This window comes from Streptomyces sp. NPDC050759, from assembly GCF_044456945.1.
Lineage (GTDB): Bacteria > Actinomycetota > Actinomycetes > Streptomycetales > Streptomycetaceae > Streptomyces.
This window is the reverse complement of the sequence record NZ_JBITGI010000020.1, coordinates 98,956-124,304: the sequence shown is the minus strand read 5'-3', so window position 1 is coordinate 124,304 and position 25,349 is coordinate 98,956. Positions and strand designations below refer to the sequence as shown.

Annotated in this window: 26 protein-coding genes and 1 pseudogene; 14 read left to right on the top strand and 13 right to left on the bottom strand. The window is 70.2% G+C overall.

What is annotated here, in order from left to right; translation table 11 throughout:
* Positions 1 to 123 precede the first annotated feature (123 nt).
* Positions 124 to 1,050, top strand: a complete 927-nt coding sequence (locus tag ACIBJB_RS40335; RefSeq protein ID WP_398938657.1) for a DUF3027 domain-containing protein — start codon at positions 124 to 126, stop codon at positions 1,048 to 1,050.
* Positions 1,051 to 1,151: 101 nt separating this feature from the next.
* Here the strand turns inward: ACIBJB_RS40335 and ACIBJB_RS40330 are convergent.
* Positions 1,152 to 1,331 (bottom strand): annotated as a pseudogene (locus tag ACIBJB_RS40330) (RNA polymerase subunit sigma-70); the annotation flags it as partial.
* Between the two features lie 171 nt (positions 1,332 to 1,502).
* Here ACIBJB_RS40330 and ACIBJB_RS40325 point away from each other — a divergent pair.
* Positions 1,503 to 4,634, top strand: coding sequence for a sacsin N-terminal ATP-binding-like domain-containing protein (locus tag ACIBJB_RS40325; protein WP_398938654.1), 3,132 nt, complete (start codon positions 1,503 to 1,505; stop codon positions 4,632 to 4,634).
* Positions 4,635 to 4,639: 5 nt separating this feature from the next.
* Here the strand turns inward: ACIBJB_RS40325 and ACIBJB_RS40320 are convergent, their stop codons facing one another.
* Together ACIBJB_RS40320 and ACIBJB_RS40315 are read right to left on the bottom strand one after the other, a co-directional pair.
* The gene (locus ACIBJB_RS40320; protein ID WP_398938652.1) at positions 4,640 to 4,876 is read right to left on the bottom strand and encodes a hypothetical protein; all 237 of its coding nucleotides are present in this window, start codon (positions 4,874 to 4,876) and stop codon (positions 4,640 to 4,642) included.
* Positions 4,873 to 5,118, bottom strand: coding sequence for a hypothetical protein (locus tag ACIBJB_RS40315; protein ID WP_398938650.1), 246 nt, complete (start codon positions 5,116 to 5,118; stop codon positions 4,873 to 4,875). The genes ACIBJB_RS40320 and ACIBJB_RS40315 overlap by 4 nt, the downstream gene beginning before the upstream one ends.
* 217 nt (positions 5,119 to 5,335) lie before the next feature.
* On the opposite strand from ACIBJB_RS40315, the gene ACIBJB_RS40310 reads away from it, so the two are divergent.
* Positions 5,336 to 6,190: a DUF5707 domain-containing protein gene (locus ACIBJB_RS40310; RefSeq protein ID WP_398938742.1), complete on the top strand. Its 855-nt coding sequence runs from the start codon at positions 5,336 to 5,338 to the stop codon at positions 6,188 to 6,190.
* A 133-nt stretch (positions 6,191 to 6,323) separates the two neighbouring features.
* Positions 6,324 to 7,124, top strand: a complete 801-nt coding sequence (locus ACIBJB_RS40305; protein ID WP_398938648.1) for a hypothetical protein — start codon at positions 6,324 to 6,326, stop codon at positions 7,122 to 7,124.
* Between the two features lie 119 nt (positions 7,125 to 7,243).
* Here the strand turns inward: ACIBJB_RS40305 and ACIBJB_RS40300 are convergent, their stop codons facing one another.
* Complete coding sequence (locus ACIBJB_RS40300) at positions 7,244 to 9,640, bottom strand: HAD-IC family P-type ATPase (RefSeq protein WP_398938646.1); 2,397 nt, start codon at positions 9,638 to 9,640, stop codon at positions 7,244 to 7,246.
* Between the two features lie 112 nt (positions 9,641 to 9,752).
* Positions 9,753 to 10,037 (bottom strand): DUF2530 domain-containing protein, encoded by a 285-nt coding sequence (locus tag ACIBJB_RS40295; RefSeq protein WP_398938644.1) that lies wholly within the window; start codon positions 10,035 to 10,037, stop codon positions 9,753 to 9,755.
* Positions 10,038 to 10,149: 112 nt separating this feature from the next.
* Between ACIBJB_RS40295 and ACIBJB_RS40290 the strand changes: the two genes are divergently transcribed.
* Positions 10,150 to 11,544, top strand: coding sequence for an NCS2 family permease (locus ACIBJB_RS40290; RefSeq protein ID WP_398938642.1), 1,395 nt, complete (start codon positions 10,150 to 10,152; stop codon positions 11,542 to 11,544).
* Positions 11,545 to 11,565: 21 nt separating this feature from the next.
* On the opposite strand, the gene ACIBJB_RS40285 is transcribed toward ACIBJB_RS40290, so the two are convergent.
* Entirely contained in the window at positions 11,566 to 11,748 is a 183-nt protein-coding gene (locus ACIBJB_RS40285) for a hypothetical protein (protein ID WP_030317890.1), read from the bottom strand.
* Between the two features lie 151 nt (positions 11,749 to 11,899).
* On the opposite strand from ACIBJB_RS40285, the gene ACIBJB_RS40280 reads away from it, so the two are divergent.
* Together ACIBJB_RS40280 and ACIBJB_RS40275 are read left to right on the top strand one after the other, a co-directional pair.
* A complete protein-coding gene (locus tag ACIBJB_RS40280; protein WP_057608571.1) occupies positions 11,900 to 12,337 on the top strand; it encodes a MarR family winged helix-turn-helix transcriptional regulator in 438 nt (145 codons plus the stop codon).
* Positions 12,338 to 12,428: 91 nt separating this feature from the next.
* Positions 12,429 to 13,703, top strand: a complete 1,275-nt coding sequence (locus ACIBJB_RS40275; RefSeq protein ID WP_398938740.1) for an MFS transporter — start codon at positions 12,429 to 12,431, stop codon at positions 13,701 to 13,703.
* A gap of 3 nt (positions 13,704 to 13,706) precedes the next feature.
* On the opposite strand, the gene ACIBJB_RS40270 is transcribed toward ACIBJB_RS40275, so the two are convergent.
* On the bottom strand, positions 13,707 to 14,237 hold the full coding sequence (locus ACIBJB_RS40270) for a GNAT family N-acetyltransferase (protein ID WP_398938640.1): 531 nt from the start codon (positions 14,235 to 14,237) through the stop codon (positions 13,707 to 13,709).
* Positions 14,238 to 14,263: 26 nt separating this feature from the next.
* Between ACIBJB_RS40270 and thpR the strand changes: the two genes are divergently transcribed.
* Positions 14,264 to 14,836: an RNA 2',3'-cyclic phosphodiesterase gene (thpR, locus tag ACIBJB_RS40265; protein ID WP_398938638.1), complete on the top strand. Its 573-nt coding sequence runs from the start codon at positions 14,264 to 14,266 to the stop codon at positions 14,834 to 14,836.
* A 197-nt stretch (positions 14,837 to 15,033) separates the two neighbouring features.
* Here thpR and ACIBJB_RS40260 read toward each other — a convergent pair whose 3' ends face one another.
* On the bottom strand, positions 15,034 to 16,026 hold the full coding sequence (locus ACIBJB_RS40260; RefSeq protein WP_398938636.1) for an aldo/keto reductase: 993 nt from the start codon (positions 16,024 to 16,026) through the stop codon (positions 15,034 to 15,036).
* Positions 16,027 to 16,184: 158 nt separating this feature from the next.
* On the opposite strand from ACIBJB_RS40260, the gene ACIBJB_RS40255 reads away from it, so the two are divergent.
* Entirely contained in the window at positions 16,185 to 17,123 is a 939-nt protein-coding gene (locus ACIBJB_RS40255; protein WP_398938634.1) for a nuclear transport factor 2 family protein, read from the top strand.
* Between the two features lie 60 nt (positions 17,124 to 17,183).
* On the opposite strand, the gene ACIBJB_RS40250 is transcribed toward ACIBJB_RS40255, so the two are convergent.
* The gene (locus ACIBJB_RS40250; RefSeq protein ID WP_398938632.1) at positions 17,184 to 17,822 is read right to left on the bottom strand and encodes a 1,4-alpha-glucan branching protein; all 639 of its coding nucleotides are present in this window, start codon (positions 17,820 to 17,822) and stop codon (positions 17,184 to 17,186) included.
* A gap of 17 nt (positions 17,823 to 17,839) precedes the next feature.
* Complete coding sequence (locus ACIBJB_RS40245; RefSeq protein ID WP_057608563.1) at positions 17,840 to 18,430, bottom strand: Uma2 family endonuclease; 591 nt, start codon at positions 18,428 to 18,430, stop codon at positions 17,840 to 17,842.
* Between the two features lie 91 nt (positions 18,431 to 18,521).
* On the opposite strand from ACIBJB_RS40245, the gene ACIBJB_RS40240 reads away from it, so the two are divergent.
* Positions 18,522 to 19,280: an aminoglycoside adenylyltransferase family protein gene (locus ACIBJB_RS40240; protein WP_398938629.1), complete on the top strand. Its 759-nt coding sequence runs from the start codon at positions 18,522 to 18,524 to the stop codon at positions 19,278 to 19,280.
* Here the strand turns inward: ACIBJB_RS40240 and ACIBJB_RS40235 are convergent.
* Positions 19,273 to 20,007: a helix-turn-helix domain-containing protein gene (locus ACIBJB_RS40235; RefSeq protein WP_398938627.1), complete on the bottom strand. Its 735-nt coding sequence runs from the start codon at positions 20,005 to 20,007 to the stop codon at positions 19,273 to 19,275. The genes ACIBJB_RS40240 and ACIBJB_RS40235 overlap by 8 nt on opposite strands.
* A 223-nt stretch (positions 20,008 to 20,230) precedes the next feature.
* Between ACIBJB_RS40235 and ACIBJB_RS40230 the strand changes: the two genes are divergently transcribed.
* Genes ACIBJB_RS40230 through ACIBJB_RS40220 form a run of 3 tightly spaced genes read left to right on the top strand, consistent with a single transcriptional unit; the run spans position 20,231 to position 22,672 of the window.
* Positions 20,231 to 20,899 carry a DUF4097 family beta strand repeat-containing protein gene (locus tag ACIBJB_RS40230; RefSeq protein WP_398938625.1) on the top strand — a complete coding sequence of 223 codons (669 nt, stop codon included), beginning with the start codon at positions 20,231 to 20,233 and terminating at the stop codon, positions 20,897 to 20,899.
* A gap of 28 nt (positions 20,900 to 20,927) precedes the next feature.
* On the top strand, positions 20,928 to 21,890 hold the full coding sequence (locus tag ACIBJB_RS40225; protein ID WP_398938623.1) for an ATP-binding cassette domain-containing protein: 963 nt from the start codon (positions 20,928 to 20,930) through the stop codon (positions 21,888 to 21,890).
* On the top strand, positions 21,887 to 22,672 hold the full coding sequence (locus ACIBJB_RS40220; RefSeq protein ID WP_398938621.1) for an ABC transporter permease: 786 nt from the start codon (positions 21,887 to 21,889) through the stop codon (positions 22,670 to 22,672). Before ACIBJB_RS40225 ends, ACIBJB_RS40220 begins: the two co-directional genes overlap by 4 nt.
* A gap of 111 nt (positions 22,673 to 22,783) precedes the next feature.
* Here the strand turns inward: ACIBJB_RS40220 and ACIBJB_RS40215 are convergent, their stop codons facing one another.
* A complete protein-coding gene (locus tag ACIBJB_RS40215; protein ID WP_398938619.1) occupies positions 22,784 to 23,461 on the bottom strand; it encodes a GDSL-type esterase/lipase family protein in 678 nt (225 codons plus the stop codon).
* A 114-nt stretch (positions 23,462 to 23,575) separates the two neighbouring features.
* Between ACIBJB_RS40215 and ACIBJB_RS40210 the strand changes: the two genes are divergently transcribed.
* Positions 23,576 to 24,568, top strand: a complete 993-nt coding sequence (locus ACIBJB_RS40210; protein ID WP_398938617.1) for a WD40 repeat domain-containing protein — start codon at positions 23,576 to 23,578, stop codon at positions 24,566 to 24,568.
* On the opposite strand, the gene ACIBJB_RS40205 is transcribed toward ACIBJB_RS40210, so the two are convergent.
* Complete coding sequence (locus ACIBJB_RS40205; RefSeq protein ID WP_398938615.1) at positions 24,551 to 25,324, bottom strand: TetR/AcrR family transcriptional regulator; 774 nt, start codon at positions 25,322 to 25,324, stop codon at positions 24,551 to 24,553. The genes ACIBJB_RS40210 and ACIBJB_RS40205 overlap by 18 nt on opposite strands.
* Between the last annotated feature and the right edge of the window lie 25 nt (positions 25,325 to 25,349).

Genomic DNA, 25,349 nt, shown 5'->3' with positions numbered 1-25,349 from the left:
GAGCAGGTGCGCCCGAGCGCGATCGGGCGCGGACGTCGACGCGGTCCTCCGGTCCGCTCCGTCCGCACCCACCGCCTTCAGGCCGGCGCACCCGAGTGACGGCGTAGGAGAGAAGCGATACCTGTGAGCGCAGCGACAACGCGAAGCCGCACCCCCGACCGCTTGTGCGCCGAGGCCGTCGACCTCGCCCGCGCCGCCGCCGAGGAGGCCGCCGCGCCCGGGGTGGTGGGCGAGCACGCGGGCCTGGTCTCCGAGGGAGACCGTGTCGTCACGCACTTCTTCGAGTGCAAGGAACTCGGCTACCGGGGCTGGCGCTGGGCCGTCACGGTGGCCCGCGCCTCCCGCGCGAAGCTGGTGACGCTGGACGAGGTCGTCCTGCTCCCCGGCCCCGACGCGCTGCTGGCGCCGGAGTGGGTGCCGTGGAGCGAACGCCTGCGCCCCGGCGACATGGGCCCCGGCGATCTGCTCCCCACCGACGCCGAGGACCTCCGGCTGGAGCCCGGCTACACCGGCGAGGACGAGCCGCTGCCGAGCGCGCCCGTCTCCGAGGAGATGGCCGAGCTGGTCGAGGCGGAGGACGCGGAGCTCACGGCGGGCACCCCCTCGAACCTCCCGGTGGCCCCGACCCGCGGCTCGATCGCCGCGGTCGCCGAGGAACTCGGCATGCGCCGCGCCCGGGTCCTGTCCCGCTACGGCCTCCATATCGCCGCCGACCGCTGGGAGGAGTCCTTCGGCGCGAAGACGCCGATGGCCCAGGCGGCCCCGGCGCCCTGCGTCAGCTGCGGCTTCCTGGTCCCGCTCGGAGGTTCGCTGGGCCAGGCCTTCGGACTGTGCGCCAACGAGTTCGCCCCGGCGGACGGCCGCGTGGTCTCCCTGTCCTACGGCTGCGGAGGCCACTCGGAGGCGGCGGTCATGCCCAAGCCCCCGCAGCCGTCCCCGCCGGTGATCGACGAGACCCGAGTGGACCCGTTCCCGCTGCGCCCGGCACCGGACTCCGGGTCGGTGCCGGTGCTGGCGGACGAGGACACGGCGGAACTGGGCCACTCGTAGGACGGGCGCCCGCTCAGGGGCGCTGCAGCACCCGGTCCACCACCCCCTGGGCCATCACGCGCTGCCACTGCTCGTACGACGTTCCCCGGCCCTGACCCGCTCGCCATCACGTCCTCGGCCGCTTCCCCGCCCAGCCGGCGCGCCGCGTGACGGTGCACCGAGTCGGCATGGCGGTCGAAGAGCGGGGCGAACGCCTCGGGCTCCTCCCACGACTCCCACGACCGTTCGATCACCGAGGCGTCGCTGTCCCGTCCCACCCTGACGCCTGGTTCGACGGTCAGCGGGGCTCCTTTCGTCGCTGTGGCGTGGTGAAGCCCGGGCTTTCACCCGTACTTCGCCGCCCGACGGAATCCGGTTCCCATGGGGACGAGGTGTGAGGGCCACAGGGGCGGAGTTACCTTCCCCCGTCCTCGCGGTACCTTCATCGTCACGCCGACGAGGAGAGTGTGAACGTGAGCAAGTTCGTGCGGCCCGCTGCCGAGGGTGCCGACCCGTTCGGGACCGCCCGGCTCAGGCGAGGGGTGCTGGACGCCTGGGCCACCAGCCCCGCCCGGTTCCGGGAGGACGCCAACGCCGAGGAGGACCTCGTCCTCGGCGGGTACCGGGACCGACTCGTCGTCGAACTCGCGCAGAACGCCGCCGACGCGGCGGCCAGGGCGGGGGTGCCGGGACGGCTCCGGCTCACCCTCCGCGAGGGCGTCCTGTTCGCCGCCAACACCGGTGCCCCGCTGGACGCGGCCGGTGTCGAGTCCCTCGCCACCTTGCGTGCCTCCGCCAAGCGCGACAGCCAGGACGGTTCGATCGGCCGCTTCGGCGTCGGCTTCGCCGCCGTGCTCGCCGTCACCGACGAACCCGCCGTCGTCGGCCGGCACGGCGGGGTCCGCTGGTCCCTCGCCGAGGCCCGCGAGCACGCCGCCGACACGGCACGGCACAGTCCCGGGCTCGGTGACGAGATCCGCCGCCGCGACGGCCATGTCCCACTGCTGCGGCTCCCGTTCGCCGCCGAGGGCAGCGCGCCCGACCCCTACGACACCGTCGTCATCCTCCCGCTGCGCGACACCGCCGCCGCCGACCTCGCCGAGCGCCTCCTGAACGCCGTCGACGACGCCCTCCTCCTCGCCCTCCCCGGGCTCGAGGAGGTCGTGATCGAGACGGACACGACCCGCACGCTCAGCCGCCGCACCGAGGACCACCTCGTCGTCGTGGAGGACTCGCGCGACGGTACGACCCGCTGGCGTACGGCGTCCGCGCACGGCCCGCTCACCCCCGAACTCCTCGCCGGCCGGCCCGTCGAGGAGCGGCTGCGGCCGCACTGGTCGCTCACCTGGGCCGTGCCCGCCGACACCGACGGCACCCCGGCCCACCCCCGCACCAGCCCCGTCGTGCACGCCCCGACGCCCAGCGACGAGCCGCTCGGCGTCCCCGCGCTGCTCATCGCGTCGTTCCCGCTGGACACCACCCGCCGGCACGCGGCACCCGGACCGCTCACCGCCTTCCTCGTGCAGCGGGCGGCGGACGTGTACGCCGAGCTCCTCGCCGGCTGGCGTCCGGTGAGCGAAGGGATCATCGCGCTGGTGCCCGGCCCGCTGGGCAAGGGCGAGCTGGACGGGGCGCTGCGACAGGCGATTCTCGACCGCCTCCCGCGAACCGCGTTTCTCCCGCCGGCCCTCCCGCCCGCACTTGAGGAGCCCGGCGACGACTCGGAACTGCCGGAGGTCCTGCGCCCGCGCGAGGCCGAGGTCGTCGAGGGCGCCGGCGCCGACACCGTGCGGGTGCTCGCCGAGGTCCTGCCCACCCTGCTGCCCGCCGGACTCGAACGGCGGGTGGAGCTCCGGACGCTGGGCGTCGCCCGCATCCCGCTCACCGACGCGATCGACCGGCTCGCCGGGCTCGAGAAGGAGCCGGAGTGGTGGCAGCGGCTCTACGACAGTCTCGCGGGCGTCGATCCCGACCGGCTCTCCGGCCTTCCGGTGCCGCTGGCCGACGGGCGTACGACCATCGGGCCCCGGCAGGTGCTGCTGCCCACCTCGGACGCGTCCCTGATCGACCCCGAGATCCTCGCCCGGCTCGGCCTCAAGGTCGCACACCCGGCCGCCGCCCACCCGCTCCTCGAGAAGCTCGGCGCGCTGCCCGCGACCTCGCGCGCGGTGCTCACCACGCCCCAGGTGCGGGCCGCCGTGGCCGCCTCCCTGGACGACGACGGCGGGATGGGCTGGGAGCAGGACACCCCGGACGCCGAGGAGCTGGCCGACACCGTCCTCGCGCTCGTCCGGGACGCGGGACTCGAGCCCGGCGACGAGCCGTGGCTGGCCGCGCTCGCCCTGCCGGACGAGGAGGGCGAACTGGTCCCCGCCGGTGAACTCGTCCTGCCCGGCAGCCCGTTCGCCCAGGTCATGCGGGAGGACGAACTCGCCTACGTGGACGCCGAACTGGCCGAGAAGTGGGGCGAACAGCCCCTCGCGGCCTGCGGAGTGCTCGCCAACTTCGCTCTGGTCCGTGCCACGGACGTGGTGCTGGACCCGGACGAACTGGAGCCCCGCGAGGGCGACTTCGCGGAACCGGACGACGCCGGTCTCCTCGACGCCGTGGACGTGTGGTGCGAGGACATCCTCGACCGCTTCCCGGACACACCGGTCCCGCCGGTCGCCACCGAACTGGTCGCCGTACGCGACCTCGACCTGGTCGACGAGGACAAGTGGCCCGAGGCGCTGGCCCTGCTGGCCCGGCCGCCCCTGCGGGACGCGATCACCCAGCAGGTCCGCATCCTCCTGCCCGACGGCACCCATGAAGTCGTACGGCCGTACACCGCCTGGTGGTTGCGCGGGAACCCGGTGCTCGACGGCCGCCGCCCCGCCGGCCTGCTGGCGGCCGGGGGCGACCCCCTCCTGCGCGGCCTGTACGACGAGGCGGACGCGACCGGGTTCGACGACGAGCAGGTGCTGCGGGCGCTGGGCGTGCGGACGTCGGTGGCCGCGCTGCTGGCGGAGCCGGGCGGAGCGGCGGAGCTCCTGGACCGCCTCGCCGACCCCGACCGACCGGTGACCGGCGCCCAACTGCACGCCCTCTACACTGCGTTGGCCGACCTGGACCCCGAACAGGTCACCCTGCCCGACGAGCTGCGGGCGGTGACCGACGGCCGGGTCGAGGTCGTGGACGCGGCCGACGCGGTGGTCGTCGACTCACCGGACCTGCTCCCCTTCACGGCGGGCGTCCCCCTGCTGCCGGTCCGCCCGTCCCGGGCCGCGGAACTGGCCGAACTCTTCCAGGTCCGCCGCCTCAGCGAGTCCGTCACCGGTTCCGTCGACTCCGAGGGCACCGAGCACGACGTACCGGAGCCGGTACGGCTGCTGCTGGGCACGCGGACCCCCTCGACCTACGTCGAGCACGAGGAACTCGTCGTCGACGGAGTTGAGATCGACTGGCGCCTGACGAACGACGGCGTCCTGCACGCGTCCACCCTCGAGGGCGTGGCCGCGGGCCTGGCCTGGGCGGCGGGCCAGTGGCCACGGCGCTTCGAGGTGGCGGCGCTCCTGGAGGACCCGACCCGCACGGAGGAACTGGCCAGGGACCGCTGGTTCGACTGAGCGTCTCAGCCGGAGCTGGGATCCAGGAAGTAGTCGTACGTCTCCAGGTCGAGCGTGATACCGGTGAGCTGCCGGACACGCTCGGCATGCTCCTGTGTCAGGGGCACATCGCCGACGAGTTCGTCCGGCGGAATGCCCACGAGGTCCGCGAGGACGTCCACGCCGACCGCGGTGACGTCGACGGACGAGTCAAGGAACTCGTCATCCTTCGGGAAGCGGGAGATGGCGAGTCGGCCGTTCACAGGGAAGGGTCCTCCTCCGGTTCCAGGAAGTACTCGTACTTCTCGAGGTCGAGCGCGATGCCGGTCAGCTGTCGGACTCGGTCGGCGTGCTGGTGCGTCAGCGGGTACACGTCGGCTAACTGCTCCGGCGCCATCCCGAGGAGTTCTCCCCAGGCTTCCGCGCCGACCGCGGTGACGTCGGTGGACGAGAGCGGCTGGTCGCCGTCCTTGGGATAGCAGGTGACAAGGAAGTACACGGTCACGGCGGCTCTTTCCGGGTGGGGTCGGCGGGTTGGGCTGGGCTGGGCTCCAGTATTCCGGGCGAATTCCCTCGCTGCGGGCAAGCCATGTGGACGAAGGCCTGACCCCCAGGACGGACGGCTTGTGGAAAATCAGGCCGGTCTGCTGCAACGGTTCACCCCGGTCGCGCATCTGACCCCACGAGCCGCCAGGCTCCACGACCAGTCCCTGGGGGAACGCATGCGCATCCGCACCATCGTGGCCGCCGTCTCCGGCGGCCTCGTCCTCTCCGCCCTCGCCGTCCCGGCCGCGCAGGCCGACGGCGGGGGCCTGCACAAACCCACCGCTGCGGAGCGTTTCGGCGTCTCCAGAGCCGCGATGAGTGCCGCCGCAGACGACGAGGAACTGCCCGTCGTCTCCGACGTGAAGATCAACGGCGGCAAGAGCATCGTGTTCGGTACGACAGGTGCCAAGACCTACACCGTGTCGCTGACCGCCAGTCACTCCGCCGGTATCGAGGACGCGTACGTCGACCTGTGGCACGGCAAGGACCGCGCCCACGTCGACGGCGTGTTCCCACCGAACGAGCAGACGGCCACCTGCACCGCGGTCAGCGACACGACCTCGACCTGCAAGCTGACGGTCAAGGTCGACGTCACCCGCGATCTGTACATGAACTCGCTGGCCGGTACCTGGCACGTGACGGCCGCCGCGTTCGCCAAGGACGAGGCCGGCAGCGTCTACTGGAACGACTTCTACAGCACCCACCGGGTCCAGCGCCTCTCGAAGCTCACCGCCAACGCGTCCCCCGAGCCGGTGAAGAAGGGCAAGACGATCACCGTCACCGGCAAGCTGACGCGGGCCAACTGGGAGACCCGTAAGTACGCCGGTTACTCGACCCAGCCGGTGAAGCTGCAGTTCCGCAAGAAGGACTCCGACACCTACACCACCGTGAAGACCGTCAAGACCAACACCAAGGGTGACCTGAAGACCACGGTCAAGGCCACGGTCGACGGCTTCTTCCGCTGGAGCTTCGCGGGCACCTCCACCACCCCGGCGGTCAACGCCCCGGGCGACTTCATCGACGTCAGGTAAGTAGGACGGAAGTAAAGCGTTGCGCATGTGCGGACAAAATCACGCCCCACGCGTACAACCAGTCGCGTGAGTCACGGATCTACGGACTGAGTCATCAGACTCCCAGATCCTTCTCTCCTCATGGGGAACGCACATGCGCATACGCGCCCTCGTCCTCGCCGCCTCCGGCGCCGTGGCACTCTCCACCCTCGCCGTGCCGGCCGCCCAGGCCGCCACGGCCGGGCCCGCCGTCACCTTCTCCAGCCTGAAGGTCAACAGCGGCAAGAACATCGTGGTCGGCTCGACGGCGATGGTCACGGTCTCCGCGACCTACACCGTGACCAAGCCCGCCGACCTGGACGCGAGCTCCATCCAGACCGGCCCGGTCCTCTACCGCGGCGCCACGCTCGGCGAGACCTCCGACGACATGCTCCTCGGTGACGACCCCGGCACCTGCACGGCGTCCTCCTCGACGGTGCTGAAGTGCACGGCGAAGATCCAGTTCCGCCCCAAGGGCTCCGACGAGGACGGCGACCTGGTCAGCAGCGAGGCCGGCACCTGGAAGCTGGGCGCCCTCGCGGTCAACGCGGACCAAGGCGTCACCTGGCAGGGCGGTCTCGGCACCACCCACCTCCAGCGCCGCTCCACCCTCACCGCCAACGCGTCCCCCGAGCCGGTGAAGAAGGGCAAGACGATCACCGTCACGGGCAAGCTCGCCCGCGCCAACTGGGACACCAACACGTACGCGGGCTACTCGACCCAGCCGGTGAAGCTGCAGTTCCGCAAGAAGGGCAGCAGCACCTACACGACCCTCAAGACCATCAAGACGACGTCCACGGGCACCCTGAAGACGACGACCACAGCGACGGTCGACGGCTACTACCGCTACAGCTTCGCGGGCACGACGACGACACCGGCCGTGAGCGCGGCGGGCGACTACGTCGACGTCCAGTAGAACGCGCCCCTCAAGGGGCGCGAGGCGGAGTTGATATGGGGCTCCGCCCCGCGGGCGCGACAAGCCACGACGCATCCGCGGACGACACTCGACGGAACGGTCCCGGCTGAAGCCCAGCGCTAGGCGGAACCGCGGCGGTCCACCCACCTCCACAGGAGTTCCAGGGTGGCCGCCGCCACCGCCGAGATGACGACGGCGATCCACGGCATCGTCATCCCCACGAGCTTCAGTGCGAAGAAGTCCTGGAGCCACGGCACCGCCAGGACCAGGACGAACCCGAGGCCCATCGCCGCGACCAGCGCGAGACGCCACCAGGTGTACGGGCGGGCGATGATCGCCAGCACCCACATCGAGATCAGGAACAGGGTCAGCGTCGCCGCGCTCGTCTCCGCGTCCAGCGCTCCGGTGCCCGTGTAGTGGTGCCGGGCGATCAGATACGTCACGAAGGTCGCGATCGCCGCCACCACCCCGCCCGGGATGGAGTACCGCATCACCCGCCGCACGAAGTGCGGTCGCGCGCGTTCCTTGTTGGGCGCGAGGGCCAGGAAGAAGGCCGGGACGCCGATCGTGAGCGTCGACAGCAGGGTCAGGTGCCGCGGCAGGAAGGGGTATTCGACCTGCCAGCACACCACGAAGATCGCCAGCAGCACCGAGTACACGGTCTTCACCAGGAACAGCGTCGCGACCCGGGTGATGTTGCCGATGACCCGTCGCCCCTCCGCGACGACGGACGGCAGCGTCGCGAAGCTGTTGTCGAGCAGCACGATCTGCGCGACCGCCCGCGTGGCCTCCGACCCGGAGCCCATCGCCACTCCGATGTCGGCGTCCTTGAGGGCGAGCACGTCGTTGACCCCGTCACCGGTCATCGCGACCGTGTGTCCGCGTGACTGCAGTGCCCCCACCATGTCCCGCTTCTGCTGCGGGGTGACCCGCCCGAACACCGTGCCCTCGTCGAGCTCCTTCGCCATCCCGTCCTGGTCGGCGGGCAGCCGGCGCGCGTCGACCACGCTGCCGTTGAGCCCGAGCTTGGCGGCCACCGCCCCGACCGACACCGCGTTGTCGCCGGAGATCACCTTGGCGCGGACGTCCTGGTCGGCGAAGTACCGCAAGGTGTCGGCCGCGTCGGGCCGCAGCCGCTGTTCCAGTACGACGAGGGCGGTCGGCCGCGCTCCCCGGGCGACCTCGGGATCGTCGAGGTCGCGGGAGGCCCGGGCGAGCAGCAGCACGCGCAGTCCCTGCTCGTTGAGCCGCCCGGTCTCGGCGAGCGCGGGGTCCTCGGGGGCCAGGAGCACGTCCGGCGCCCCCAGCAGCCACGTACTGGACTCGCCGTCGCCCTCGCTGAAGGAGGCCCCGCTGTACTTGCGGGCGGAGGAAAAGGGGAGCGACTCGGTGCAGCGCCACTCCTCGACGTCCGGGTAGGCGTCGATGATCGCCTGGAGGGAGGCGTTCGGCCGCGGGTCCGATTCACCGAGGGCGCCCAGGACTTTGCGTACGTACGACTCGTCGGCGCCCTGCAGCGGCCTGAGCTCGGTGATGTCCATGCCGCCCTCGGTGAGGGTGCCGGTCTTGTCGAGGCAGACCGTGTCGACGCGGGCGAGGCCCTCGATGGCCGGGAGCTCCTGGACGAGCGCCTGTTTCCGGCCAAGCCGGATGACGCCGATGGCGAAGGCGACGGAGGTCAGCAGGACCAGCCCCTCGGGGACCATCGGGACGATCCCGCCGACGGTCCGGGCGATGGAGTCCTTGAGGTCGTTGTCCTTCACGAACAGCTGGCTGATGACCAGGCCGATCGCGGTCGGGACCATCATCCATGTGACGTACTTGAGGATCGTGGAGATGCCCGTGCGCAGTTCGGAGTGGACCAGGGTGAACCGGGAGGCCTCCTCGGCGAGCTGGGCGGCGTAGGCCTCGCGGCCGACCTTGGTGGCCTGGAAGGCGCCGCCGCCGGCGACCACGAAGCTCCCGGACATGACCTGCTCGCCGGGCCGCTTCACCACCGGGTCGGCCTCGCCGGTCAGCAGTGACTCGTCTATCTCCAGGCCGTCGGCCTCGACGACCACCCCGTCGACCACGGCCTTGTCGCCGGGCCCGATCTCGATGAGGTCGTCGAGGACGATCTCCGAGGTGCTGACCTGGGACGCGGTCCCGTCCCGCCGTACCGTCGGCCGGGCCTCGCCGATCACCGCGAGGGAGTCGAGGGTCTTCTTCGCCCGCCACTCCTGGATGATGCCGATCCCGGTGTTGGCGAGGATGACGTACCCGAACAGGCTGTCCTGGAAGGGTGCGACGAACAGCATGACCAGCCACAGCACACCGATGATCGCGTTGAACCGGGTGAAGACGTTCGCCCGGACGATCTCCGCCAGGCTCCGGCTGCTGCGCACCGGCACGTCGTTGACCTGTCCCCGCGTCACCCGCTCGGCGACCTCGGCGGCGCTGAGTCCGCCCGCCGCCCGTGCCCGCAGTGTCGTGGGGTGCACAGGGTCGAGTTCGGCGCCCGCGTCGGTGTGCGTCATGCATTCGACGGTACGTGCGGTTTTGCGGCTTCACCCGCCGAGTGACCGGAAGTTCCGACCTGGGGAGGAGACGGGAACGGGCGAGTGATGCCGTGGTACTAGGGGACGCTCGTCACTCGGCAGCAGGGGTCGCGGCGGAGTCGGAGCCGGCCGCCTTCTTGATCGCCGCGTCCCGCTTCCGCACGTACCAGGTGCCGTACAGCCCGAGCACGCCCCCGGCCAGGCAGGTCCACAGCCACCAGGTGTGGTCGTGGTCCGCGAACCAGCCGTAGAAGGGAAGCTGCACGAGGAAGAGCACGAACCAGAGGATCGTGCCACCGGTGACGGTGGCGACCACGGGGCCCTCCAGGGGCTCCGGCGCCTCGTGCTTGATGGGTCCCGAAAAAAAACCGGCCATGGGGACAGCTTACGAGGCGATCACATCTACGCGCGGAGATAGTCTTGGTCGACGTTATACGTTCATACTGAAACGGTTTGCGTCTGTCCACTTCTGCTCGTAGGAACATCCAATGCCGACCGCCCTCGACCGCTACTTCAAGATCTCCGAGAGGGGCAGCAGTCTGCCCCGGGAGATCCGGGGCGGCTTCGCCACGTTCTTCGCGATGGCCTACATCATCGTGCTGAACCCGATCATCCTCGGCAGCGCCAAGGACATGTACGGCCACCAGCTGGACAACGGCCAACTGGTCACCGCGACCGCCCTGACCGCGGCCTTCACCACGCTCCTCATGGGCGTGGTCGGCAACGTCCCGATCGCGCTGGCCGCCGGCCTCGGGGTGAACTCGGTCGTCGCGCTCCAGCTCGCGCCCCGGATGTCCTGGCCGGACGCGATGGGCATGGTGGTCCTGGCGGGCTTCGTCGTGATGCTGCTGGTCGCCACCGGTCTGCGCGAGCGCGTGATGAACGCGGTGCCCTTCGGCCTGCGCAAGGCGATCTCCATCGGTATCGGCCTGTTCATCATGCTGATCGGGCTCGTGGACTCCGGCTTCGTCTCCCGCATCCCGGACGTCGCCCACACCACCGTCCCGCTCCAGCTCGGCGCCGACGGCCACCTCGACGGCTGGCCGGTCCTGGTGTTCATCCTGGGCGCCCTGCTGACCCTCGCGCTCATCGTCCGCAAGGTCTCCGGCGCGATCCTGATCTCGATCGTCACGATGACCGTCGTGGCGATGATCATCGAGGCGGTCGCCGAGGTCCCGTCCTGGGGGCTGACGGCCCCGAAGTGGCCCGGCAACCCGGTCGCCACCCCCGACTTCGGTCTGCTCGGCAAGGTCAGCCTCTTCGGCGGCTTCGACAAGGTCGGCGTGCTGACCGGCATCCTCTTCGTCTTCACGGTCCTGCTGTCGTGCTTCTTCGACGCGATGGGCACGATCATGGGCGTCTCCGACGAGGCCAAACTCACCGACGCCCAGGGCCAGATGCCCGGCATCAACAAGGTGCTCTTCGTGGACGGCCTCGCGGTCGCCGCGGGCGGCGCGAGCTCGTCGTCGGCGACGACGGCCTTCGTGGAGTCGACGGCGGGAGTCGGCGAGGGTGCGCGCACCGGTTTCGCCAACATCGTCACCGGCGGTCTCTTCACCCTTGCGCTGTTCCTCACGCCGGTCGCGACGATGGTCCCGTCCCAGGCGGCGACCCCGGCCCTGCTGGCGGTCGGCTTCCTGATCCTGGCGGGGAACGTCAAGGACATCGACTGGGCCGACCACACCATCGCGATCCCGGCCTTCCTCACCATGGTGATGATGCCGTTCACCTACTCGATCACCAACGGCATCGGCATGGGCTTCATCACCTTCGTGGTGCTGCGACTGGCGGCCGGGCGGGGCCGGGAGGTCCCGGTGCCGATGTACGCCGTCGCGGCGGTGTTCGGCTTCTACTACCTGATGCCGGCGCTGGGACTGACGTGACCCGCCCTCACGTGACCGCCCTCACGTGACCCCGTAGAACTTCTCGGTCTCGTCGACGGCGGTCTGGAACCGCTCGTCGAAGTCGTCTCGGATGAGCGTTCGGATCACATAGTCCTGAACGCTCATCCCCCTTTTGGCCGCATGGTCGCGGAGCCGCTCGAGCAGCTCCCCGTCTATCCGCAGGCTGAGCACGCTGGTCCCCATGAGGACGAGGGTCGCCGCCCACGCCGAGCGGCGTTCACATTCCGCCGCCGACTCACTCGTACGGGTGAAGATCGGGTTTCAGTGGCCCGAGTCACGGGAATCCCCGTGCGCGCGAGCTTGTTTAGCGAGAGTAATGAGTTACCCTAAAGAGATGCCGGACCTTACCCATGGCGACGACGTTGCCGCCGTGAACTCCCTGCGATCAGCCGTGATGCGACTGTCCCGTCGGCTCAAGCACCAGCGGGTCGACGAGTCACTCAGCCCCACCGAGATGTCGGTGCTGGGCACCCTCTCCCTCTGCGGCAAGGCCACCCCGGGCGAGCTCGCCCGCAAGGAGCACGTCCAGCCGCCGTCGATGACCCGCATCGTGGCGCTGCTCGAGGCCAAGGGACTCGTCCGGCTGGAGCCGCATCCCGAGGACCGGCGCCAGAAGGTCGTCACGAAGACCGAGCAGGCCGAGGCCATGCTCGCGGAGAGCCGCGCCAAGCGGAACGCCTTCCTGGCCACCCTGGTCGACGGCCTCGACGAGGACGAGTGGGCGAAACTGCGCGCCGCCGCCCCCGTGCTGGAGAAACTCGCACACCTGTAAGCCACAAAGAGGAGGCGAACGCACTTTGAGTACGGGACCCGGAGCACCCTCCGCCCCCGCACCGACCACCCACGACCCCCGCAAGTCCTCGATGTTCAGCTCACTGACGGTCAGGAACTACCGCCTGTTCTTCGTCGGCCAGGTCGTCTCCAACATCGGCACCTGGATGCAGCGCATCGCCCAGGACTGGCTGGTGCTCAGCCTCACCGGCTCCGCCACCGCCGTCGGCGTGACGACGGCCCTGCAGTTCCTGCCGATGCTGCTCTTCGGCCTCTACGGCGGTGTCCTCGTCGACCGGCTGCCCAAGCGCCGCGCGCTGCTGTTCACGCAGTCCGCGATGGGCGCCACCGGTATCGCGCTCGCGGCCCTCACCCTGACCGGCCAGGTCCAGGTCTGGCACGTCTACCTCGCCGCGTTCGCCGTCGGTCTCGCGACCGTCGTCGACAACCCGGCCCGCCAGTCCTTCGTCGCCGAGATGGTCGGCCCGGACCAGCTGCAGAACGCGGTCAGCCTGAACTCCGCGAACTTCCAGTCGGCCCGTCTGGTCGGCCCCGCGGTCGCGGGCGTCATGATCACCGGCGTCGGCACCGGCTGGGCGTTCCTCGCCAACGGCCTGTCCTTCGTCGCCCCGCTCATCGGCCTGATGATGATGCGGGCGCGTGAGCTGTACGTCGTCGAGCGCGCCCCGCGCGCCAAGGGACAGCTGCGGGAGGGCCTGCACTACGTGGCCGGACGCCCCGAGCTGATCTGGACCATCGTCCTGGCCGGGTTCGTCTCCACCTTCGGCTTCAACTTCCCCGTCTACCTGTCCGCCTTCGCCGACGACGTCTTCCACGCGGGCGCCGGCTCCTACAGCCTCTTCAACATACTGATGGCCGTCGGCTCCCTCGCCGGCGCCCTGCTCGCGGCCCGGCGCGGCACTGCCCGGATGCGGGTGCTGGTGGCGGCCGCGGTGGCCTTCGGCGCGCTGGAGATCGTGGCCGCGATCGCCCCCTCGCTGTGGCTGTTCGCCCTGCTCATGGCCCCGATCGGGATGTTCGGCATGACGGTCAACGTCACCGCCAACAGCAGCATCCAGATGAGCACCGACCCGGCCATGCGGGGCCGCGTGATGGCCCTGTACATGATGGTGTTCATGGGCGGATCGCCGGTGGGCGCCCCGATCGCCGGCTGGATCACCGACGCGTACGGCGTCCGCGCCGGCCTCGCGTCGGGCGGCGCGATCGCCGCGGCGGCGGCCGTCACGATCGGCCTGGTACTGGCCAGGGTCGGCAACCTGCGCCTGTCGGTGGGCTGGAACCACGGTCACCCGCACGTCCGGTTCGTGCCGCGCGAGGCGCGGGAGCAGCTGGCCGCCGCGGCCTGAGCACTACGGCAGCACGCGCATGGCCAGTACCTGGCCCGGCCAGTCGTTGTTCGCCCCGGCGGTGTAGGTCTCCGTCGGGGCGAAGCCGTTGGCCTCGTAGTAGGCGACCAGTTTGCGGTCGTCGCCCGCGTAGCAGTCCACCCGCAGCAGGGCGACGCCCGCGCGCCGGGTCTCCTCGGCGGCGTGCGCGAGGAGGGCGCTGCCCACGCCGTGGCCCTTGAAGCGGCGGTCCGAGGCGAGCCAGTGGATGTACCGCTCGGGCTCGCCGGGCGGCGGGAGATGGGCCAGATAGGCGCCGGGCGAGTCGGTGATCGTGAGGGTCGCGGCCGGGACGCCGTCGGCCTCGGCGATGTACACGCTGCCCTCGTCGATGTACCGGGCGACCGACTCCACGGTCCTGGGGCTCCCGGACAGCGGCTGGGTCCCCCACTGCCCTGGACGTCCCTGCGCGACCAGCCACTCCACGCAGCTGTCGAGCATGCCGAGGATCACGGGTATGTCGTCGGGCCCGCCGTCCCTGATGCTGATCTCCATGCCCTCATGGTGACAGGCTGACCTCCATGAGACTCTTCGCCGCGGTGCTGCCTCCGCAGAACGTGTCCGACGAACTCGCGCTGAAGGTCGCCGAGTTGAGGCGGCTCCCCGGAGCGTCCGAGCTGCGCTGGACCGGCGTTCCCGGCTGGCACTTCACCCTTGCCTTCTACGGCGAGGTCGACGAGACCGTCGTACCCGAACTGTCGGCGCGGCTGGAGCGGGCGGCCCGGCGGACCCCGTGTTTCCCGCTGGCCCTGCGCGGTGGCGGGCAGTTCGGGCACGGGCGGGCGTTGTGGACGGGCGCCTTCGGCGATCTGCCGGCGCTGCGGCTGCTGGCGGAGCGGGCGGAGGCGGCGGGGCGGAAGGCGGGGGTGGAAATGGGGGAGCACCGGCGGTACAAGGCGCATCTGACCGTGGCCCGCAGTCGGGAGGCGGTGGATGTACGGCCGTACCTGGAGGTGCTCGACGGATTCACGAGTCGTACGTGGACGGTGGACGAGCTGGCGCTGGTCCGGAGCGACCTTCCGAGGTCCGGGGTACCGGGAGAGCAGCCCCGCTATGAGGTGGTCGGCCGCTGGGCGCTGAGCGGGGCCGGTTAGGCTCGAGGCGTGGACCCGAAGACCCGGAACCGGATCATGGCCGGTGTGCTGGTGATGATGTTCGTCGTTGTCGTGTTGGCCGCGGCGCTCGGTAGGTAGGGGAACTGCGGCCAGTTGTCGGGCTTGCGGGCCCGTTGTGGCTGGTCGCGCCCGCGGGGCGGAGCCCCTGTCGACTCCGCCCCGCGCCCCTGACGGGGCTACCAGGCGAAGGCCTCCGGAGAAGGACCCGGGCCCGGGAAGATCTCGTCCAGGCCCGCCAGGACCTCCTCGCTCAGCTCCAGCTCGACCGCCCTGATCGCCGACTCCAGCTGCTCGGCGGTGCGCGGGCCGACGATCGGACCCGTCACGCCGGGGCGGGTCAGCAGCCACGCCAGGGCCGCCTCGCCGGGCTCCAGGCCGTGCTTCTCCAGCAGGTCCTCGTACGACTGGATCTGGGCGCGCTTGGCCGTGTCCTTGAGCGTGTCGGCGGCGCGGCCCGAGGCGCGGCGGCCGCCCTCGACCTCCTTCTTGATGACCCCGCCGAGGAGACCGCCGTGCAGCGGGGACCAGGGGATCACGCCGAGGCCGTACTCCTGGGAGGCCGGGATGACCTCCATCTCGGCGCGCCGCTCGGCGAGGTTGTACAGGCACTGCTCGCTGACCAGACCGATGGTGCCGCCCCGCCGGGCGGCGATCTCGTTGGCCTGCGCGATCTTGTAGCCGGGGAAGTTGGAGGACCCGACGTACAGGATCTTGCCCTGCTGGACGAGGGTGTCGATCGCTTGCCAGATCTCCTCGAAGGGAGTGGCGCGGTCGACGTGGTGGAACTGGTAGATGTCGATGTGGTCGGTCTGGAGCCGCTTGAGCGAGGCGTCGACGGCACGGCGGATGTTCAGCGCCGACAGCTTGTCGTGGTTCGGCCAGGCCTCGCCGTCCGCGGCCATGTTGCCGTAGACCTTGGTGGCGAGGACGACCTTGTCGCGGTGGGTGGCGCTCTTCGCGAACCAGTTGCCGATGATCTCTTCGGTACGGCCCTTGTTCTCGCCCCAGCCGTACACGTTGGCGGTGTCGAAGTAGTTGATTCCGGCGTCCAGCGCCGCGTCCATGATCGCGTGGCTGTCGGCCTCGTTCGTCTGCGGTCCGAAGTTCATCGTGCCGAGTACGAGCCGGCTGACCTTGAGTCCCGTGCGTCCGAGCTGCGTGTACTTCATGACCACCCAGCCAACGGCTTTGAGTGCGCTCTATGCAAGGGATGCAGCGGGGTACGGGGATTCAAGGGATCTTGACGCTAACTGGTGGTTAGTGCTTACCTGTGGGAAGCGTGCGCTTGAACTTTCAATATCTGATGTCGACGGCTGGAGAGAGTCCCATGCCCCCCACCACGTCTGTCCGCAGGGCGCTTGTCGCCTTCGCCGCCTCCGCTGCTGTGCTGGGCGCTGTCGCTGTGCCTGCTGTTGCGGCGCCGCACATCGCTTCCACGGGTTACGCCCGTCATGGCGGTTACGGCGATTCCGCCCGCCTCAGCTACCAGAAGGCCGTCGCCGTCAGCGTCCTCAAGGGCGTGTTCGAGCGCGGTGACACCGAGGTCGTGGACCGTTTCGTACGACCGGACTACATCCAGCACAACCCGCTCGCGCCGGACGGTGCCGAGACGCTGAAGAACCTGGGCGTCGCCATCCACAAGCAGTTCCCGGACGCCGCGTACGACGTCAAGCGGGTCATCTCCGAGGGGGACCTCGTGCTGGTCCACTCGAACGTCGTCATGACGCCGGGCACGCGGGGCCAGGCCGTCTTCGACATATTCCGCTTCCAGGGCGGGAAGATCGCCGAGCACTGGGATGTGGGACAGGCGGTGCCGGACTCCACGGCCAACGGTAACGACATGTTCTCGACGGTGAGTTGGCCGCGGACGGATCGGCCGACCCAGCATTTCCTCACCGAGTACAACAAGCAGCTGGTCGTGAAGGCCTTCGACGAGCTACTCGTCGACAAGGACGTCTCCGCGATCGACCGGTACTGGGGGCCCGGGTACGAGCAGCACAGCACGAACATCCCGAACGGGGTGGACGGCCTGAAGGCCGGGCTGGGGGCCTACTTCAAGGCGTTCCCGCAGCTGAAGGTGGAGCCCAAGCGGGTCATCGCCGAGGGAGACCTCGTCGCCGTCCACAGCCACTACGTTCCGGCGCCGGGGGAGCGGGGGCAGGCGATCGTGGATCTGTTCCGGGTGCGGGGCGGGAAGATCGTGGAGCACTGGGATGTGATCCAGGACGTTCCGGAAACTTCCGCCAACGGGAACGGGATGTTCTAGGGGCTGGAGGAGGGCGAACTCCGTCCAGGTGGTGGGGGTGGTGACGCGGGGCTTCGGCCTTCAGCCCTGAGGGGCGGTGTGCAGCACGGCGAACACGGCTCGGGCGCGGGTGCCGTCCGGGGCGTTCCAGGCTCCGGAGACGTGGCCGGCCGTGCCCTCGGGGGCCGTGGGCAGCGGGCGTCGGTGCACGCGGAGAACCGTGCCGTCCGGGAGGGCGAGCTCGGTGCCGTCCTGGTCCTCGGTGACCTCCGCGGGGCCGGTGGGGAGGACGGGGCCCGTGTAGGAGTGGGTGACCTCGTGGTCGGGGGTGTCGCTGATGCTCTGTGCCATGGCCTGGGTGCGGCCCTCGAACAGGGCGAGGAGTTCGGTGCGCAGGACGGGGTCGTGGGTGCCGTCGTAGGCCCAGCGGGGGCCCAGGACGCCGTGTTCCATGGTGCCGACGAGGGCGTGGTCCGCGCCGGGGAGCGGGGCGGCGCGGTAGGTGAGGGGGGCCAGGTAGGCGACGGGTTCGGGGCCGGAGGAGTCGACGGCCACCATGAACTCGATCCCGACCTCGCCCTCCGGGTCGTCCAGCCGGAAACCGCCGGCCTTGGTCAACTCGGGGGTGCGGGTGCCGGTGTACCACGGGCGGGTGGGCAGCCAGGTGGTGAGCAGTTCCACCTTGGTGGGCTTGAGCGTGGTGTGATGGATGAGCGCCATACGGCGGATTCTGTCAGTCAGTCGCGGGGGAACTTATCGGATTTGAGGGTGAGGTTGAGGGGGGTGGCGGTCATGTCGACGTCTCCGCCGTAAGTGATGGAGAGGTCGCTGACGTAGTCGCCATCCTTGGGTTGCGTGAACAGGTGGCACTTGCCCGTATAGGGGTCGGCAATTACATAGACGGGCACTTCGGCGAGGGCGTAGGCGGTCTTCTTGGGGCCGTAGTCGTTCTTGGCTGTGTCCTGGGAGATGACCTCGGCGATGAACTCGACGTCTTCGTAGCGCCAGCGGCCCTTGGAGGTCTTCTCGGCGCCGTCGCGCAGTTTCACCACGTCTGGTGCGAGACCGTTCTTGCGGCCGGGGAAGTCGATGCGGACGTCCGAGAGCACCTTGACGTCCATGCCGAACGTGTCTTCAAGGGCTCGGACGATCCTGCGGATGGTCTCCCAGTGGATGTCCCTTTGCGGCGACATGTAGATGGCCCCCTCGACGATCTCGACCTTGTATCCCTCGGGGACCGGCAGTTTCTCAAGCCGCTCGAACATTTCGTCGAGCCAGCTCGTGTCGTCGCTCTCGGCCATCGCGATCCTGTCTTCAAGGACGGTCATCGTGGCGCTCCTCCCCGGCTGCTCCATGGACAAGCACAGCCGCGCAGTACAACGATACGCACGGTGACCAGGACACGGAGGGATGACGCACATGCCAGTCGACGACGGCGCCCCGGCAGTCGCGCGCATCGTCCACCGCACGCTCTCCGACACCCCCCTCGGCATCTACCTCCACGGCTCCGCCGTCCTCGCCGGCCTTCGCCCGTACAGCGACATCGACGTCCTGGTCGTCGTACGGACCTCGCTGACTCGTGACGAACGCCGGGCGCTGGTAGGCGAGTTGATGCGGGTGTCCGGCGTTCCGGGCGCTCGGCCCGTGGAGCTCATCGTCGTCGTACAGGACGAGGTACGGCCGTGGCGGTACCCGCCCGTCTGCGACTTCCTGTACGGCGAGTGGCTGCGCGGGGATTACGAGCGGGGTGTGCTTCCCGAGCCCGAGTCCAGTCCCGATCTCGCGCCCCTGCTCACCATGACCCTGGCCGGGGACACGGCACTGTACGGCCCCCCGCCCGCTCAACTCCTGGACCCCGTACCCCTCGTGGACCTCAGGCGCGCGATCGTCGCCGGGGTGCCGCAGCTCCTGGGCGACCTGGACCACGACACCCGCAACGTCCTGCTCACCCTCGCCCGTATCTGGACCACCCTCGCCACGGACAGCATCCGCTCCAAGGACGCCGCCGCGGACTGGGTACTCGAGCGGCTGCCGTGCGCACACCGGGCTGTCCTCGCCCACGCCCGGGCGGTCTACCTCGGAGAAGAGAAAGAGCGGTGGGACGGCGGGCTGCGTGCCGGTGTCCGGCCCTGCGCCGATCTCCTCGTCGACGCCATCGGGCGTCAGTCGCTCACGTAGCGCTGTCCGAGGGTGTCTCCGGTTTCGTGTGCAGGACCTCGCGGGCCTGGTCCGCGGCGCGGGTGAGGCTCTCGGAGACGAAATCGAGGAAGCGGGCGATGTTCTCCAGGCGGGTGGCGGCCGGGGTGCCCGGGCCGAGGACGCCCACGCCCTGACGGGCCGTCTCGGCGAGCTGGATGGTGCCACGGGCGCTGGCGATCATGGACTGGTACCAGACGTCGTCGTCGGCGACATAGCGCTCGCGGCGCCGGTCGTCGCGTTCGCGGCGGACCAGCCCCTGGTTCTCGAGGTAGCTGATGGCCTTGGAGATGGACGCCGGGCTGACCTGGAGGCGCTGGACGAGTTCGGCGGCGGTGAGGCTGCCGCTGTCGCTGGTGTAGAGGCAGGTCAGCACCCTCGACATCATCTTGGGCGCGCCCTGCCGCATGAGGACGGTGGTGAACGCCTCCTCGTACTCGCGCACCGCCTCGGGATCGCGGCCGTGGGTCGGTTCGGGGGTCTGCGCACCTCGGGGTGCGGTCTGGCGGCGGCGGTGGGCCCGGCGTTCGGTGGCGCGGTGGGCCAGGTCGGCGCGGTAGGCGGTGGGGCCGCCGTTGCGCATGACCTCGCGGGTGATGGTCGAGGTGGGGCGCTCCAGGCGGCGGGCGATCTCCGCGTAGGCGAGGCCGTCGGCCACTCCCAGCGCGATCTGCTGACGTTCCTGCTGGGTGAGCCTGCCTCCCGGCATCGCGGTCTCCTTCGTGGTCCCTGGTGCCCGCAGCATAGCGTTCACCTTCAGCCTATTGCAACGATCGGACGCCTGGCGTTGCGTTACTTTTAGAACCGTTGCAATGAAATCACTGCAACTGCCTGCGGTTATAGCGGTACTTCGCAACGAACCTGTTGCCGGATCTATGAATGCAACGTAGCTTTTCGTTCATCGGAAACAGCGACGAACGCAGGAGCACCTGATGCAGAAGTTCGACACCACCGCCCCCGTCAGCACCGTCATCGACCTTCCCGCCGGCCGCGTCCAGGTCATCGCCGCCGACCGCACCGACACCACCGTGGAGATCCGTCCCGTCGACCCCGCCAAGAGCCGTGACACTCGCGCCGCCGAGCGGATCGAGGTCACCCACGGCGACGACGGTGTCCTGCGGATCGCCGCCCCGGCCGCGAAGAACCAGTACTTCGGGCCCTCCGGCGCCGTCGAGATCACCGTCCAGCTCCCGACCGGCTCTCATGTCGAGGCCAAGACGGCCGCCGCCGAGTTCCGCGCCGTCGGACGCCTCGGGGACGTCGTCTTCCAGGGCGCCCACGGCCCGGTCAAGATCGACGAGGCCGCGAGCATCCGCCTCACCGCCGCCGACAGCGACATCACCGTCGGCCGTCTCGCCGGACCCGCCGAGATCAGCACGCAGAAGGGCGACATCACCATCGCCGAGGCCGTCACCGGCTCGGTCGTCCTGAGCACGCAGCAGGGCGACATCACCGTCGGCACCGCCGCCTCCGCCTCCCTGGACGCCGGCACCTCCTACGGCCGCGTCCACAACACCCTCAAGAACGCCGAAGGAGCCCATGCCGGCCTGGCCATCCGCGCCACCACCGCGCACGGCGACATCACCGCCCGCAGCCTCTGACCCGCAGCCCTCACAAGGAGCACCCACCATGACCGACCTGGCCATCGCGGCGAACGGCCTGCGCAAGTCCTACGGGGACAAGACCGTCCTCGACGGCATCGACATCCAGGTGCCCGCCGGCACGATCTTCTCCCTCCTCGGCCCGAACGGCGCCGGCAAGACCACCGTCGTCAAGATCCTCTCCACGCTCATCTCCGCCGGCCCGGGCACCGGTGACATCCGCATCGGCGGCCACGATCTGGCCACCGACGCGCAGGGTGTGCGAGGCGCGATCGGGGTCACCGGCCAGTTCTCCGCCGTGGACGGGCTGATCACCGGTGAGGAGAACATGCTCCTGATGGCGGACCTGCACCACCTGCCCAAGGCCGAGGGACGGCGGGTCGCCGCCGAACTGCTGGAGCGCTTCGACCTCACCGAGGCCGCGAAGAAGCCCGCCTCCACCTACTCCGGCGGCATGAAGCGCCGCCTCGACATCGCCATGACCCTGGTCGGCGACCCGCGGATCATCTTCCTTGACGAACCGACCACCGGACTCGACCCCCGCTCCCGGCACACCATGTGGCAGATCATCAGAGAGCTGGTGTCCGACGGGGTGACGGTCTTCCTCACCACGCAGTACCTGGAGGAGGCCGACGAACTAGCCGACCGCATCGCCGTCCTCCACGACGGCAGGATCGCCGCCGAGGGCAGCGCCGAGCAGCTCAAGCGGATCGTCCCCGGCGGTCACGTCCGCCTCCGCTTCACCGGCCCGGACGCCTACCGGAACGCCGCCTCCACACTGCGCGACGCCACGCCGGACGACGAATCCCTCGCCCTGCAACTCCCCAGCGACGGCAGCCAGTCCGAGCTGCGGGCGATCCTCGACCGGCTCGACGCGGCCGGCATCGAGGCCGACGAGCTGACCGTGCACACCCCCGACCTCGACGACGTCTTCTTCGCCCTGACCGGCGGCGCCGACGTCACCGACCAGCCCAAGGAGACCGTCCGATGAGCAACCTCTCCCTCGCCGTACGCGACTCGTCCACGATGCTGCGCCGCAACCTCCTGCACGCCCGGCGCTACCCCTCGCTCACCCTGAACCTGCTGCTCACGCCGATCATGCTGTTGCTGCTCTTCGTCTACATCTTCGGCGACACCATGAGCGCGGGCATCGGCGGCGGCGACCGCTCCGACTACATCGCGTATCTCGTCCCGGGCCTGCTGCTGATGACCATCGGCTCCACCACGATCGGCACCGCGGTCTCCGTCTCCAACGACATGACCGAGGGCATCATTGCCCGCTTCCGGACCATGGCGATCCACCGCGGTTCGGTGCTCGTCGGACACGTCGTCGGCAGTGTGCTGCAGTCGATCGTCAGCGTGGTCCTGGTCGGCGCGGTCGGCGTGGCCATCGGCTTCCGTTCCACCGACGCCACCGTCCTGGAGTGGCTCGCGGCCTTCGGACTGCTCGTGCTCTTCGCCACGGCGCTCACCTGGATCGCCGTCGGCATGGGCCTGATCAGCCCCAACGCCGAGGCCGCGAGCAACAACGCCATGCCGCTGATCTTCCTGCCGCTCATCTCCAGCACGTTCGTGCCGGTCGACGCGATGCCGGGCTGGTTCCAGCCGATCGCCGAGTACCAGCCCTTCACCCCGGCCATCGAGACCCTGCGCGGACTGCTCCTGGGGACCGAGATCGGCCACAACGGCTGGCTCGCCGTCGCCTGGTGCCTCGGCCTCGCGGTGCTCGGCTACCGCTGGTCGACCGCGAAGTTCAACGCCGACCCCGAGTAACCGCCATGACAGCGCGGGCCGGCTCCCGCACCCCGACCCACCCCAGGGCGGCGTACACCGACACCTCGTCGGAGTGCGCCGCCCCGTTCCTGTCCGCCTCGAACCGCCGGATCAGCCGACCTGGTACGGCCCGCCCAGGTCCCACGCCTGGTGCATCGCCTCCGCGAAGGCCGCCGCGATCCTGTGCTCGCCGCTCGCGTTCGGGTGGGTGCCGTCGTAGGTGTCGTGGTGGATGTCGTACGACGCCGGGGGCGAGACCGGCAGCAGGGGGGAGCGGGGCTCGTCCAGGTCCGCGATCGCCTTGGCGAGGAGCTCGTTGAAGCGGGTGACCTCCGTCGCGAAGGGCGTGTCCGACTCCGCCCGGACATTGGGGATCACCGGGAGGACGGCCATCCGGATCCGGGGGTCGGCCCGGCGGGCCTCGGCGACGAAGGCGCGGACGTTCTCCGCTGTCTGTTCCGCGTTCGTGTAGAAGCCCAGGTCGATCAGGCCCAGCGACACCAGGAGCACGTTCGCGCGGTGCGCCCGGACCGCGTCGCCGATCAGCGGGGCCATGTGCAGCCAGCCCTCGCCCCAGCCGGCCAGGTGGGCCCGGGGGAAGTCGGGATCGGCGTACTCGTACGACGTCGGGGCGTCCGCCGCCTTGTCGTACAGCGTCTCGCGCGGGCCCACGAGGGCGAAGGGGCCGCCGTAGGTGTCCCGGAGGTGCCGCCACATCCGGTAACGCCAGGTGTGCTCGCCCGCGCTTCCGATCGTCATCGAATCGCCGACCGGCATGAATCTGAGCATCCGCTCATGATGGATCATCGGCGGGGGCGCTGACATGTGAGTCCGGCCACGCTTCCCGCGGGGCCCTTCCGGCCTCTCCCCTCCACACACATGTCGGGATGGCAGGCTGGGGGCATGCGTCGACCCTTCGCCCTCCTCGCCGGGACCCTGCTCGTGGGCGCCTTCACCCTGCCCGCCGCCGTGCCCGCCTCCGCCGCAGACGGAGACGGGAAGGGGGACAAGGGCTTCACGATCTCCGACCCCCGGATCACCGAGTCCAGCGGGCTCGCCGCCTCGCGGCAGCACCCGGGCATCTACTGGACCCACAATGACCAGGACACCGGCGCATATCTGTACGCCGTCGACAGCTCCACCGGCAAGACCGTCGCCAGGATCACCATGACCGGCGTCGGCACCCCGAGGGACGTCGAGGCGATCGCGATGGGGCCCGACAACGAACTCTGGGTCGGCGACGTCGGCGACAACGACGGGGTCACCTGGCCCTATGTGTGGATCTACAAGCTGCCCGAGCCGAAAGTCCTCAAGGACCAGTCCGTCAAGGCCACTCAGTACGTCGTGAAGTACACCGACGGCTCGCGCGACGCCGAGTCGATGGTCGTCCACCCGAAGACCGGGCGCGTCTACATCATCGACAAGCAGGAGGACGGCGGGCACCTCTACGAGGGACCGGCCACCCTCTCCCCCTCGGGGACCAACGTCTTCAAGCCCGTCAAGCCCGTCGACCTGTGGGCGACCGACGCCGCGTTCTCGCCCGACGGCCGGCAGCTCGTCGTACGCGGGTACCTCGGCGGCATCTGGTACGACTGGAACGGCGGCGACATCAAGCGCGGCGGCCGGATCAGCGTGCCGCTCGGCCAGGGGGAGTCCGTCTCCTACTCGCCCGACGGGACCAAGATCCTGCTCGGCATGGAGGGCGCGGACAGCGAGGTGGTGGCGCAGGACGCACCCGGGGACGGCGGGTCCAAGTCGCCCTCCGGGACCGGGAGTTCCTCGGCCTCCGGAGACGACGGCGGCGGGAACTCCGACCGCACGGTGAAGATCGGCGTCCTCGCCCTGGGGGCCGTCGCCGCCCTCTTCGGACTCCGGCGGCTATTCCGCCGCTCGTGAGCCCTCGCGCCGGCCGGCCACGAACACCTCGAGCCCGTCCAGGATCCGCTGCAGCCCGAACTCGAAGTGGTCGAACTCCGGGCTCCACGTGTCCTCGGCGAGGGAGCCGAGGACCGGGTAGCGGCCGGTGGCCATGACCTTCTCGATGAACGGTGCCTGGGCCGCGAAGAAGTCCGCGGTCGTCATGCCCGAGGTGCGCTCCGCCTCCCGCTGGTAGACCTGCGTGCGCGCGGCCCCGACGACGTACCCGTCGACCATGATGACCGCCGACACCAACTCGGGGTCGCTCAGGCCCATCGGGCGGATCCGGCCGAGCACCTTCTCCATGCCGTCCAGCGCGCTCGGGCCGAGCAGCGGGCGGGCCTGGTTGACGCCGAGCAGCCAGGGATGGCGGGTGTAGAGGGCGAGCGTGGCGCGGGCCATGGCCTCCAGGGCGGAGCGCCAGGTGCCGTCGCCGAGGTCGGCCGGGTTCTCGGAGGGCCGCTGGACGCGGTCGAGCATCAGGTCGAGCAGCTCGGCCTTGCCGGGGACATACCTGTACAGGGACATCGCGCCGGTGCCGAGCTCGGTGGCGATCCGGCGCATCGAGACCGCGTCGAACCCCTCTTCGTCCGCGATCCGGACGGCCGCTTCCACGATCCGGTCCAGCGTCAGCCCCGGCTTGGGTCCCCGGCTGGGGCGTGGAGCCCCGTCCCACAGCAGCTCGAGCGTGCGGACGATGTCCCCGCTGCCACTGGTGTCCCCGCTGCTCGTCATGGGGGCAGCTTAGTTCCGACGCAAA

Bases quoted from the DNA above. Each gene is read 5' to 3' on its own strand.
- ACIBJB_RS40230 (WP_398938625.1), top strand. From the start codon at position 20,231: ATGCAGAAGTTCGACACCACCGCCCCCGTCAGCACCGTCATCGACCTT.
- ACIBJB_RS40310 (WP_398938742.1), top strand. From the start codon at position 5,336: ATGCGCATCCGCACCATCGTGGCCGCCGTCTCCGGCGGCCTCGTCCTC.
- ACIBJB_RS40275 (WP_398938740.1), top strand. From the start codon at position 12,429: ATGTTCAGCTCACTGACGGTCAGGAACTACCGCCTGTTCTTCGTCGGC.
- ACIBJB_RS40225 (WP_398938623.1), top strand. From the start codon at position 20,928: ATGACCGACCTGGCCATCGCGGCGAACGGCCTGCGCAAGTCCTACGGG.
- ACIBJB_RS40260 (WP_398938636.1), bottom strand. From the start codon at position 16,026: ATGAAGTACACGCAGCTCGGACGCACGGGACTCAAGGTCAGCCGGCTC.
- ACIBJB_RS40250 (WP_398938632.1), bottom strand. From the start codon at position 17,822: ATGGCGCTCATCCATCACACCACGCTCAAGCCCACCAAGGTGGAACTG.
- ACIBJB_RS40270 (WP_398938640.1), bottom strand. From the start codon at position 14,237: ATGGAGATCAGCATCAGGGACGGCGGGCCCGACGACATACCCGTGATC.
- ACIBJB_RS40305 (WP_398938648.1), top strand. From the start codon at position 6,324: ATGCGCATACGCGCCCTCGTCCTCGCCGCCTCCGGCGCCGTGGCACTC.
- ACIBJB_RS40300 (WP_398938646.1), bottom strand. From the start codon at position 9,640: ATGACGCACACCGACGCGGGCGCCGAACTCGACCCTGTGCACCCCACG.
- thpR (WP_398938638.1), top strand. From the start codon at position 14,264: ATGAGACTCTTCGCCGCGGTGCTGCCTCCGCAGAACGTGTCCGACGAA.
- ACIBJB_RS40290 (WP_398938642.1), top strand. From the start codon at position 10,150: ATGCCGACCGCCCTCGACCGCTACTTCAAGATCTCCGAGAGGGGCAGC.
- ACIBJB_RS40285 (WP_030317890.1), bottom strand. From the start codon at position 11,748: ATGGGGACCAGCGTGCTCAGCCTGCGGATAGACGGGGAGCTGCTCGAG.
- ACIBJB_RS40235 (WP_398938627.1), bottom strand. From the start codon at position 20,007: ATGCCGGGAGGCAGGCTCACCCAGCAGGAACGTCAGCAGATCGCGCTG.
- ACIBJB_RS40280 (WP_057608571.1), top strand. From the start codon at position 11,900: ATGCCGGACCTTACCCATGGCGACGACGTTGCCGCCGTGAACTCCCTG.
- ACIBJB_RS40210 (WP_398938617.1), top strand. From the start codon at position 23,576: ATGCGTCGACCCTTCGCCCTCCTCGCCGGGACCCTGCTCGTGGGCGCC.
- ACIBJB_RS40245 (WP_057608563.1), bottom strand. From the start codon at position 18,430: ATGACCGTCCTTGAAGACAGGATCGCGATGGCCGAGAGCGACGACACG.
- ACIBJB_RS40205 (WP_398938615.1), bottom strand. From the start codon at position 25,324: ATGACGAGCAGCGGGGACACCAGTGGCAGCGGGGACATCGTCCGCACG.
- ACIBJB_RS40220 (WP_398938621.1), top strand. From the start codon at position 21,887: ATGAGCAACCTCTCCCTCGCCGTACGCGACTCGTCCACGATGCTGCGC.
- ACIBJB_RS40295 (WP_398938644.1), bottom strand. From the start codon at position 10,037: ATGGCCGGTTTTTTTTCGGGACCCATCAAGCACGAGGCGCCGGAGCCC.
- ACIBJB_RS40240 (WP_398938629.1), top strand. From the start codon at position 18,522: ATGCCAGTCGACGACGGCGCCCCGGCAGTCGCGCGCATCGTCCACCGC.
- ACIBJB_RS40215 (WP_398938619.1), bottom strand. From the start codon at position 23,461: ATGCTCAGATTCATGCCGGTCGGCGATTCGATGACGATCGGAAGCGCG.
- ACIBJB_RS40255 (WP_398938634.1), top strand. From the start codon at position 16,185: ATGCCCCCCACCACGTCTGTCCGCAGGGCGCTTGTCGCCTTCGCCGCC.